The 9,791-nt window shown below is 73.0% G+C and carries 11 protein-coding genes; 4 read left to right on the top strand and 7 right to left on the bottom strand.

Going from position 1 to position 9,791, the window contains the following annotated elements:
- The coding region (locus AC0CYZ_RS07900) for a hypothetical protein (protein ID WP_472214010.1) at positions 1–556 on the top strand (556 nt) is incomplete at its 5' end.
- A gap of 240 nt (positions 557–796) precedes the next feature.
- Positions 797–1,513 carry an ANTAR domain-containing protein gene (locus tag AC0CYZ_RS07895; protein WP_472214008.1) on the top strand — a complete coding sequence of 239 codons (717 nt, stop codon included), beginning with the start codon at positions 797–799 and terminating at the stop codon, positions 1,511–1,513.
- Between the two features lie 70 nt (positions 1,514–1,583).
- On the opposite strand, the gene AC0CYZ_RS07890 is transcribed toward AC0CYZ_RS07895, so the two are convergent.
- From AC0CYZ_RS07890 to AC0CYZ_RS07870, 5 genes are all read right to left on the bottom strand, one after another.
- Entirely contained in the window at positions 1,584–2,726 is a 1,143-nt protein-coding gene (locus AC0CYZ_RS07890; RefSeq protein ID WP_472214006.1) for an MFS transporter, read from the bottom strand.
- Positions 2,723–3,127: a hypothetical protein gene (locus AC0CYZ_RS07885; RefSeq protein WP_472214004.1), complete on the bottom strand. Its 405-nt coding sequence runs from the start codon at positions 3,125–3,127 to the stop codon at positions 2,723–2,725. Before AC0CYZ_RS07885 ends, AC0CYZ_RS07890 begins: the two co-directional genes overlap by 4 nt.
- A gap of 42 nt (positions 3,128–3,169) precedes the next feature.
- Positions 3,170–3,697 carry a hypothetical protein gene (locus AC0CYZ_RS07880; protein WP_472214002.1) on the bottom strand — a complete coding sequence of 176 codons (528 nt, stop codon included), beginning with the start codon at positions 3,695–3,697 and terminating at the stop codon, positions 3,170–3,172.
- A 61-nt stretch (positions 3,698–3,758) separates the two neighbouring features.
- Positions 3,759–4,682, bottom strand: coding sequence for an alpha/beta hydrolase (locus AC0CYZ_RS07875; RefSeq protein ID WP_472214000.1), 924 nt, complete (start codon positions 4,680–4,682; stop codon positions 3,759–3,761).
- Positions 4,679–6,052 carry an FAD-binding oxidoreductase gene (locus tag AC0CYZ_RS07870; protein WP_472213998.1) on the bottom strand — a complete coding sequence of 458 codons (1,374 nt, stop codon included), beginning with the start codon at positions 6,050–6,052 and terminating at the stop codon, positions 4,679–4,681. Before AC0CYZ_RS07870 ends, AC0CYZ_RS07875 begins: the two co-directional genes overlap by 4 nt.
- A 266-nt stretch (positions 6,053–6,318) precedes the next feature.
- Between AC0CYZ_RS07870 and AC0CYZ_RS07865 the strand changes: the two genes are divergently transcribed.
- Entirely contained in the window at positions 6,319–7,497 is a 1,179-nt protein-coding gene (locus AC0CYZ_RS07865; RefSeq protein ID WP_472213996.1) for a PucR family transcriptional regulator, read from the top strand.
- A gap of 241 nt (positions 7,498–7,738) precedes the next feature.
- Here AC0CYZ_RS07865 and AC0CYZ_RS07860 read toward each other — a convergent pair whose 3' ends face one another.
- On the bottom strand, positions 7,739–8,104 hold the full coding sequence (locus tag AC0CYZ_RS07860; protein WP_472213994.1) for a MerR family transcriptional regulator: 366 nt from the start codon (positions 8,102–8,104) through the stop codon (positions 7,739–7,741).
- A gap of 52 nt (positions 8,105–8,156) precedes the next feature.
- Between AC0CYZ_RS07860 and AC0CYZ_RS07855 the strand changes: the two genes are divergently transcribed.
- Positions 8,157–8,909 carry an SDR family NAD(P)-dependent oxidoreductase gene (locus tag AC0CYZ_RS07855; protein ID WP_472213992.1) on the top strand — a complete coding sequence of 251 codons (753 nt, stop codon included), beginning with the start codon at positions 8,157–8,159 and terminating at the stop codon, positions 8,907–8,909.
- 7 nt (positions 8,910–8,916) lie between these two features.
- Here the strand turns inward: AC0CYZ_RS07855 and AC0CYZ_RS07850 are convergent.
- Positions 8,917–9,791 (bottom strand): ferredoxin reductase domain-containing protein (locus AC0CYZ_RS07850; protein WP_472213990.1); only part of this gene is annotated, 875 nt, incomplete at its 5' end.

The following is a 9,791-nucleotide window of genomic DNA, read 5'->3' as shown; positions in this document are numbered from 1 at the left end:
CCGTGAACGAGTCAGGGCTCAGGCCGAGGGGACGACGATGGCCCGCCCTGACAAGACCGATCTCCAAGCCACACGCGACATCCGTCGGGCGTACCTGCTGATCGGCAGGCTGCGCGGGCTCGCCGCCGACGACAGCGCCGTCGTGTTGCGCGACCACGCGGTCCTGACGGGTGTGTCGCTGCACGCTGCCGCGCTCGCAGTACTCGCCGAGTGGCGCCCCGCCGCGAACTCGGCTCCCCGAGTCCCCGCCGTGCCGGTGCAGGCGAACGGCGAGGTGACCGGGCGCATCGTCCTGCGGTGGCGGAGCCGCGAGAAGGCCCACGTCTCGGTGAGCGGGCCGCGCAGCAACGACCTCGCGGTCCGGCTGCGGAAGGTCGTCGAGCGGGCCATGCGCGCCGGCGCGACCCACCTGATCATCGACACCCGCGCGACCACCGGCGCCGCCCGTGAATTCGACGACGTCATCTCCTGGACCAACCGTCGCCTGTGGGCCCGGCAGGGCTCGCTCATCCTGCGGGATCCCACGACCGACGACAACGGCCCCGGGACCCCCTGAGCCGGGGCTCTGCGGGTCCAGGCGGGGGAGGGACCCCACGCGGGAAGGCATGTGCCGACGGACCGAACGGCGGGGTGGCCTGTGCCGTCTGCGAGTCGACGTTGAGGCCCTGGATGGATGCGCGGTCCGAGAAGTCGACACCGCACGACGAGGCGCGCACAGTGAGTCGCGACGGCCGAGCCCCCGCCGTCTGCTGACCTCCCTTCGGGGGCCCGAGCTGTTCGTCGAGTCGGGTGAGCAATGAGCGTTCTGCCCCGGGAACGACGGCTGGTCGAGGCCATCACCGACGTCGCCGGCACCACCGGCCCCGGACTCGACGTCTCCGAGCTGCTCTACAGCCTCGCCGCCAACAGCGTCGACCTGCTCGACACCGACACCGCCAGCGTCCACATCGCCGACGACTCCGGGGCGCTCGGGACCATCGCCACCTGCGGTGAGGACAGCCGCTACATCGAGCTGTTCGCGGGGCGGGTCGACGACGGGCCGAGCGCGGAGAGCTACCGCACCAACGCCATCGTCTTCTCGGTGGACCTCGACCTCGACCGGTGCCGGTGGCGCGCCTTCACCGCGAAGGCCCGTCACCTGGGCTTCCGCTCGGCCTACGGCATCCCCCTGTGCTCCGACGACCACGTCGTCGGCGGGCTCACGCTGCTGCGTACCCAGGCCGGGCCGCTCGGCGAGGCGGACGTCGCCGTCGCGCAGTGCCTCGCAACCGTGGCGGCGCTGAGCCTCGTGCACCACCGCGCACAACGCTCCCACGCGGCGGTACAGGATCAGCTCGAAGGCGCTCTGGAGAGCCGCATCATCATCGAGCAGGCCAAGGGCTACCTCGCCCGCGACTACCACGAGACCCCGAAGCAGGCGTTCCGGCGACTGCGCGACTACGCCCGCCGTCGAGGCCTCCCGCTCCACACCGTCGCCGAGGACGTCGTCACCCGACGCCTGGACCTCGACTGACCGGGCACGGCGGCTCGCAGCACTCCGGGCGGCCTGGTCGGTGGCCGTCCCGGGCAGACGAGTCTCTCGTTCACGCAACCGGAGTCGGAGGTGCCGGGGCGAGTCGGAGCACCACCGCGGCCGTCGCCACGAGAACCGCGGCGCCGACCAGGACACCCCGAAGGCCTGTGGTCGGGACGAGGGCACCGATCACCGCCGGGGTGAGGCTGGCGGCCACCGAGCCGACGACCAAGGCGCCGGTGAGCGCGGCCCCCGGATCGTCAGGGACCAGCGTGCCGGTCCAGATGGGCAGCGCAGCGGACCCGAGGGTGTTGGCGCCTCCGAAGAGCGCGGCCGACACGAGCACGGCCGTCAACGAACCCGCGCCGAGACCGAGCAGCGCGAGGCCGACACTGAGCAGGACGAGCGCCGTGACCGCGACCGCTCTCCCTCCGGTACGACCGCTCAGAGCACCGGCGCCGAGACCGGTGAAGCCGGCCACCCCGACCAGGACGAAGACCGCGGGGCCGGCCGCTGCGCCGAGGCCGCCGCGTTGGGCGGCGTCGGTGGCGTAGCTGAAGTACGTGGTCGCACCGACGAACAGCACGACGGCGTACCCGATCGGCGACGCGAGACCGGCGGCACGTCGCAGTCCGCGACGTCCGTGCGCAGGCCGAGGGGCCGGCGGCAAGCGCGGCACACCCCAGCGGTTGACCGCGGTCGCCGCGGCGGCGGCCAGGGCGATGCAGCCCCAGGTCCACCGCCACGAGTCGACGACGAGGGCGAGTCCGCCGACGACGACGAGGCCGGCGGAGGCCCCGGTCGTGATGCCGGCCAACAGCCGAGGCCGCTGCTGCGGAGCAGCGACGGCGGCCACGATCGTGGCGTAGGAGGCCCACACCCACCCGGCCGCGCTCCCGGCGAGCAGAGCGCCGAGCGCGAGCACGCTCGACGAGGGGGCCACCGCGACGAGGGCACATCCGACGACCGCACTGGCGCCGCCGACCATGGTGGGAGCTCGCGCTCCTCTCCACCTCGCGAGTGCGGGAGCGGCCAGCAGCGAGATCAGGAAACCCGCGAACGTGGCGCTCCCGATCAGCCCGAGGACGAGCTCCGGCAGGTCCAGGGCGCGCCGGATTGCCGGAAGCGTGAGCCCGTAGGCGTAGCGCGCCATTCCGAACGCGACGCCCATGACCGCGCCACCCGCGACCCCGACCCGCCAGCCGATGGTCATCGTGGCCGGCTCGCGAGCGACCGGGCCAGCGCCGTCAGTTCGGCGCGCAGCGTGACTGCGGCCACCGCGGGGTCCTCGTCCACGGCCACCGGCACGCTCATGTCGACGACGCTGCCCCCGCCGGGCCGCGATGCGACGTGGAAGTGGGCCCCTCCGTCGACTCCGGGCGCCACGACGGGCAGGAAGTCCACGGTGCCGGCGAGGTCGACCGCGACCCGGAGGGAGACTCGCCGGCCGGCCTCGATCACGCGGCAGGCGCTTCCGTCCTCGACCCGCACGGCGCCGCCGAATGCCGGCATCCACTGCGGGATGCGGGCAGCGTCGGCCAGCAGCGCTATCGTCGACGCGGGCTTCGCCTCGATCGCGATCGTGGCCGTCGCCATCCGGTCCCGTCGGTTCACCGGTGGCTCCCTCGTCGGTCCGCGGTACGCACGTGCGTGAGGTCACGCATCGCTCACGCCGTCCTCGTGCGCGCCCGCGAGCGTCCCCGCGCGGCGCCGCCACAGCAGGACGACCGCGACGAGTCCGGGCAGAGAGGGCAGGAGTCCGAGCACGCCGAGCCACGCCGGCAGGATCGGCCGGCCGTACTCGGTCACCGTGATGTCGACGACGGCGAGCGCGGTGCCGAGGACCAGGAAGGCGGCGGCCAGGACCGGGGCACGATCCCGCCCTCGGCGGACCGCTCGAATGGCCCCTACCCAGGACAGCCCTCCGAGCACCTCGACGCTCACCAGGTAGGCGGTGATCGCCGAGGCCGCGGGCGCGGCGACTCCCGTACCGGCGTAGACGGATCCCACGTGCCCGGCGAGGTCGCCGGCGCTCATCTGGTCGACGACCGGCGCGGCAAGGGCGACCAGGGTGAGGACGAGGCCGACGACCATGGCGCGGACCGCCTGCCGAGACCGTGGGGGTGTAGACGACGGCGTGGTCCGGGACCGCGCCGTCGTCGATGACGGGCGCGTGGTGGACATCGATGGCTCCTTGCAGGGGGTGACCGCGTCGGACGCGGCGAGAGGGGATCGGGTGGCGTGCTCATCCGCCGAGGCCGCGGCGCAGCGCGGCGCCGAGCTCGGCCGTCTGGCGCTGGGACACGTCGGCGGCCACGACCGCCTGCGAACCGTGGAACGTGCCCGCCCACTGGTGCAGCTCGACCGGCACACCGGCTTGCAGCAGGTGCTGCGCGTACTCGATCGCCTCATCGCGGTTCGGATCGAATTCGGCGGTCGAGATGTAAGCCGGGGGCAGGCTGGAGAGATCGTTCGCCCGGGCCGGAGCGGCGTACGCGGAGGCGAGGGCGGAGCCCAGGTAGTGCCGCCAGGAAGCCGTGACCTTGTCGCGCGTCATGAACGGTGTGTCGGTGAAAGTGCGCGCCGACCAGGTGTTCTGCGCGTCGTCGAGCTGAGGTTGGTTGAGCAACTGATATCTGATTGCTGGTCCGTGCTGGTCACGGGCCCGCAATGTCACCGCGGCGGCGATTCCGGCGCCGGCGGCGTGGCCGCCGACCGCGATGCGTTCGGGCGTGACACCCAGGTCGGGCGCGTGGACCGCGATCCACGCCATCGCGGCGTAGGCGTCGTCGAGGGCTGCGGGGAAACGGTGCTCGGGCGCTCGGCGGTAGTCCACCGAGATCACCACCGCTCTCGCGCCCAGGGCGAGTCGAAGGGCCCACGGGTGCTCGGTCTCCAGGTCGCCCATGACGAACCCGCCACCGTGCAACCAGAGTAGGGCGCCGTGCGCTTCGCGCGGACGGTAGATCCGTATCGGCACGTCCGGCGCGGCGGGCACCGTCCGGTCCTCGATCTCGATGCCCGCGGTGTCGAGCGCCGGGGCAGCGGCGGCGAGAGCAGCGAGGGTGCGGCGCGCGGTCAACGGGTCGCTCAGGTCGGCCACGGGAAACAGGGAGATCGAGCCCTCGAGCTCGGTGGCGATCCGCCTCGTCGTCGGGTTGGTGGTCATTCCTCGCTCCTGGGATCGGTGTGGCGCCGCGCGCCTGTCCGGCCGGCCGGCCGGATATTGTGGTTGCAGGCGAACCGGTTGTCGGGGTCGTAGGCGTCCTTGACCGCCGAGAGACGGGCATGGGTCCGAGGTGGGTAGGCCGCCGCGAGGTCCTCCGGCGTCGCCGAACCCTGGAAATTGATGTAGGTGCCGGAGCCTCGCGCGGCGACGGGGCGCCAGGGGACGAGTGCCTGTTCGATTTCGGGCTCGCCCGCCGTGCCCGGGACCATCAGCGCTCCGACCACCATCGCCTCGGCGTCACGATGAGCGAAGGCCGTCGCGTCGGCAGCGACCCGGCCGAACGCTCCGCCCAGACTCCGCACGGCCACCGCGGCCGGGACCGGTCCGGCGTGGAAGCGGGTGATGGCCGCGACCGCGGCGTCGTCGAGGCTCGTCATCAGAGCGTTGCGTACGACGAGCTGAATCCCTTCCGGGGGTGCGGCATTCTCGAGGATCCCGGCGTACCGGCACGACGAGATGCTCGTCCCGGTCACCGTGCCGATGCCCAGCAGCGGCTCGATGGCCGCGTCGGCGTACGGAACCACCGTGCGGGGGTCACCGGCGTGACAAAGCAGCACTGCCGCCGCGGGCGGCGTGCCGGGCGTTCGCGGGAGCAGCGCGAGCGTGCTGGACAGTTCGTCCGGCGCAGCGTGCATCACGTCTCGCCACCGGCCGATCAGCTCGGCCGGGTCCTCGAGGCGGTAGGCCACCGTCCCGAACCTCACGGTGCTGACCGGCTGCGCGACGAAATCGAAGTCGAGGACGACGCCGAAGTTGCCGCCGCCGCCGCGCAGCGCCCAGAACAGGTCGGGATTCTCGCCTTCGGAAGCGGTTACGAGCCGGCCGTCTGCGGTCACCACCCGAGCGCCGACGAGGTTGTCGATGGCCAGGCCGTCCCGTCGGACCATCCAGCCGACACCGCCACCCAGGGTCAGGCCCCCGACACCCACGCCGGCGGTGTCACCGGCGCTGATGCCCCATCCGAGCGGGTCGAGCCTCGCGGCCACCTGACCCCACGTCGCGCCGCCACCCACGCGTACGAGGCGGCGCGCGGCGTCGAGGACCTCGACGTCGTCACGACGTGCCAGGTCGATCATCAGCTCGCGCGTGTCGGAGCCGTGGTCGAGCGGGCTGTGCCCGCCCGATCGCACCGACACCCGGAGGTCGTCGCGTGCGGCACGGGCGAGCACGGCCGCGACCTCGTCGGGGCCTCGGGGCCGGACCAGCAGCCCCGGACGAGCGGCTCGGTAGAAACCCCTCGTCGCCGCCTCGTAACGGTCGTGCCCAGGACGCAGTACCTCGACAGCATGGCTCGTCGTCGACACACCCATCTCCTGACCTCGTGGTTCGTGATCTCGAACGCCCGATGTCGCAGAAGGCGCCGCCACCGAACCGTCCGAATTCGGACGGTGGCCGGGTCATCGCACCGGCGAACCTCTCGGCGGGCGTCGTTCTCGACGTAGGCAGCCTCACGCCGCGCCCGACCGGGTCGCCATGCGGAACCCGCAGAGTTCCGGTCGGAATTTGCGGTTCGCCGAAAGGCCCGCGCCCTTAGCATCGATCGGTCGGCGTCTCGGAACGAGCTGAGGTGGATACGATGACGGCGACCGGGATCGACCGGACGCTCCGTGTCGTCGCCGGTCAACTGCACGACGAGATCGATGACCTGGTCGCCACCATGCTCGTGCGGATGCGCGACGAGGCGCCGGACTTCGACACGGCATCGCGACCCGAGCTCGCGGACGGACTACGTGGATCGTGCTACGGCAACATCCGCGTCGCGCTGGAGGCGCTCGGCGACGACCGGCAGCCACCGACCCACTCTCCCGCCGAAGCCACGGACGTGGCGCGCGCGACCGCGAGGGCCGACATCGCACTCGAACCGCTGTTGCACACCTACCGGATCGGGCACGCGGTCGTCCTCGAGCGGTTCTTCGCCCTCATCGAGGAGCTGGACCTGTCCTCGATGCAGCGACACAGCGCAACACTGATCGGGTCGAAGTACCTGTTCGCCTACGTGGACCGGGTCGTGGGCGAGGTGTCGGCCGAGTACGGCAGAGAGTGCCAACGAGTGAGCCGGAGCAGCATCCAGCGGCGGGTCCAGCTGGTGCGCGACGTGCTCGCGGGGGCGGACATCGACAGCACGGAACTCGGCTACCGCCTCGAGCAGGAACACCTCGCGGTCGTCGCCACCGGACCGGAGGCCGACGCCTCTCTCCGCGACCTCGCCCGCCGGCTCGAAGGACGACTGCTCACGGTCGCCATGACCGCCGACACCGTGTGGGCGTGGCTTGGCTCGGCGCCGCGTCGCGAAGGCCGCACACACCACGTCGAGCTGTTCACCCGCGCCCGGGACCGGACCCGGTACGCGGTCGGCGAACCAGCGTGGGGAATCTCGGGGTTCCGCCGCAGTCACGAGCAGGCGCTCGCCGCCCACCGGGTCGCCAGGCACCTGCCCCGGCTCGTCACCCGGTACGACGACGTCGCGCTCGAGGCGGCGCTGCTGCACGACGTCCCCGCCGCGCGCCACTTCGTCGACCGCGAGCTGGGCCCGCTCACCGCGACTGACCCCAGGAGCCGCCTGCTGCTCGAGACCCTGGACACCTACCTCCGCTCCGGCCTGAACGCCGCAGCAACGGCGGCGGTTCTCCACGTCAGCGACCGCACTGTCGCCTACCGGATCCACGGGATCGAAGAAGCCCTGGGGCGAAGCGTCCTGTCGCGCAGCAGCGAACTCGCCGCAGCCGTTCGGGTCCACCGCGTCCTCAACGCGTGAGCGCCGCCCTCGCCCAGGCATGCGGACGGCGCCGCGGCCTGCGAAGTCGGAGGAGGAGCCGTTGACGCGCCGGCCGGCCTCCGTTCGGACTCCGAGGCCGGCCGAGTAGCCGCGCTCGGCGTAGGGGACGAGCTCGGGCCAGCGGCCGCAGCTGGTATCGGGAAGCGGCCTTCGAGCCGGTGTTCGGCGCGAGGAACCACTGCACGACGTCGGGTGCCGCGTCTCGCGCACTCGTCGACTCCTACACCCGAGCCGCCCTCGGATCCGACCCTTTCGCGAGGAACTGGTCGAGCGTGCGTCGTCGCTGAGCGATCCGCTCCTCCTGCTCGACCAGGGCGGCCCGCACCCGCTGGGCGCGGGCGAACAGGGCGGCGCAGTCCCCGGGCGGGCGCTCGCCGTGGGCGCAGGGGAGCACGTCCCGGACGATGTCCGACGGGAGGCCGGCGCTGAAGAGGTCCTGGATGAAGGCGACCGTGTCGACGGCATCGGGCGCGTAGTCGCGGTACCCGTTGGGCAGCCGCTCGCCCACGAGGAGTCCCTGCTCCTCGTAGTAGCGCAGCGACCGGGTGCTCACACCCGTGAGCCTGCTGAGTTCACCGATCCGCACGTCGCCATCGCACCTTGACGTTCACGTCAATGTCAAGGTCTAGCGTCGTGGCATGACCACAGCAGCGCAGATGCGGGGGCGTACCGCCCTGGTGACCAGAGCGTCGGGCGGGATCGGGCGGGCGATCGCCGAGCGGCTCGGCGAGTACGGCGCGGACGTCGTGCTCGTCGGACGCAACGGTCCCGCCCTCGAGGACGCGGCCACCGCCGTCCGCGCCCGGGGCGGGACGGCCCGGACGATCGCCCTCGACCTGGCCGACCCGTCGGCGCCGCGCAAGCTCGTCGAGCAGGTCGGTGAGGTGGAGCTGCTGGTGAACAACGCCGGCGTCGCGCCGGGGGGAGCGCTCGTGGACGCCGATGCAACGGACCTGCGCGCCATGCTCGACCTCAACGTCACAGCGCTCACCGAGCTCTCCGCCCTCCTGCTCCCGGAGATGGTCGCGCGGGGGCGCGGCAGCGTGCTGAACGTGGCCAGCGTCGCGGGGTACATGCCCGCGCCCGGACTCGCCGCCTACGCGGCGTCCAAGAGCTACGTGGTCGCCTTGAGCCGCGCGTTGTGGGCGGAGGTGCGCGGCAGCGGGGTGCGGGTCGTCTCGGTGAGCCCCGGGGCGACGAGGACCGCGATGAACCCGGACGGCACGCGGACCGCGGAGCAGGTGGCGAGGACGGCGCTCGACGCGCTGTCCGGCACCGCCCCGGACGTGATCGACGGCGGGTTCAACGGGCTCGTGTCCCGGGTCTTCGAGGTCCTCCCGGCCCGGGTCGGAGGCCCCCTCGCGGGGTGGCTGCTGGCGCGCTTCGGCTGAGGACGGTTCACACGACGGCGGTCTCGCCCCAGATGTCCTCGAGGTAGCGGCCGCCGGCGCGCAGCCCGGCGAACCAGGCCTCGGCGTCGGCGTCGCCGGTGCCGGTCCTGGCCCGGAACACCGCGGTGAGCGCGGCGCGGACCCCGGGGGCCATGGTGGCAGCGTTGCCGCACACGTAGACCACCGCGTCGGCCTGCAGCAGCTCCCACACCGCGTCGGCCTCGGCCTCGAGCGCGTGCTGGACGTAGCGGTGCGGGTGGCCGGGCACCCGCGAGCACGCCGTCACCAGCCGCGCGATGCCGTCCTTGTCCCAGCGGGCCAGCTCGTCGGCGTAGAGCAGGTCGTCCTCGGGGTCGCGGCACCCGAGCACCAGCAGCGACTCCGCGACCGGCACCCCCCGCCCCGCGAGCGCCGCCCGGTCCTGGCAGAACCCGCGGAACGGCGCCATCCCGGTCCCCGCCCCGACCATGATCATCGGCCGGTGCGGGTTCTCCGGCGGTCGGAACGCGATCGAGGGCTCGCGGACCAGGGCGAACACCGTCCCGCCCTCGGGGACCGCGGCCAGGTGCGTCGAGCAGGTCCCGCGGTAGCGGCCCTGCCCGGAGCGGGCGGGCTCGTCGAGCACCCCGACGGTCAGCGAGGCCTCCTCCGCCGCGGCCGGCGCGGAGGAGATCGAGTAGTAGCGCGGGCGCAGCGCGGGCAGCAGGTCGAGGAACTCGGCGAACCCGAGCGTGGCCTCGGGGTGTTCCTCGCAGAGCTCGAGCAGCGTCCGGCGCGGCGCGGCGATCCGTTGCCGGTAGGCCGCGCGGGCGTCGTCGTCGGTCGCGGCGAGCGCGGCCAGCTCCTCGCGGGCCGGGCCGGGCGGCATCGAGGCGGCCAGGG

The sequence above is a fragment of the Actinomycetospora sp. genome, assembly GCF_055612215.1.
The sequence above is the reverse complement of the archived record's forward strand: the minus strand, read 5'-3'. Positions and strand labels throughout refer to the sequence as shown.

What these genes read in the sequence shown, in the direction of transcription:
- AC0CYZ_RS07895 (WP_472214008.1), top strand. Translation starts at nt 797, where the DNA reads ATGAGCGTTCTGCCCCGGGAACGACGGCTGGTCGAGGCCATCACCGAC.
- AC0CYZ_RS07855 (WP_472213992.1), top strand. Translation starts at nt 8,157, where the DNA reads ATGACCACAGCAGCGCAGATGCGGGGGCGTACCGCCCTGGTGACCAGA.
- AC0CYZ_RS07880 (WP_472214002.1), bottom strand. Translation starts at nt 3,697, where the DNA reads ATGTCCACCACGCGCCCGTCATCGACGACGGCGCGGTCCCGGACCACG.
- AC0CYZ_RS07870 (WP_472213998.1), bottom strand. Translation starts at nt 6,052, where the DNA reads ATGGGTGTGTCGACGACGAGCCATGCTGTCGAGGTACTGCGTCCTGGG.
- AC0CYZ_RS07875 (WP_472214000.1), bottom strand. Translation starts at nt 4,682, where the DNA reads ATGACCACCAACCCGACGACGAGGCGGATCGCCACCGAGCTCGAGGGC.
- AC0CYZ_RS07890 (WP_472214006.1), bottom strand. Translation starts at nt 2,726, where the DNA reads ATGACCATCGGCTGGCGGGTCGGGGTCGCGGGTGGCGCGGTCATGGGC.
- AC0CYZ_RS07865 (WP_472213996.1), top strand. Translation starts at nt 6,319, where the DNA reads ATGACGGCGACCGGGATCGACCGGACGCTCCGTGTCGTCGCCGGTCAA.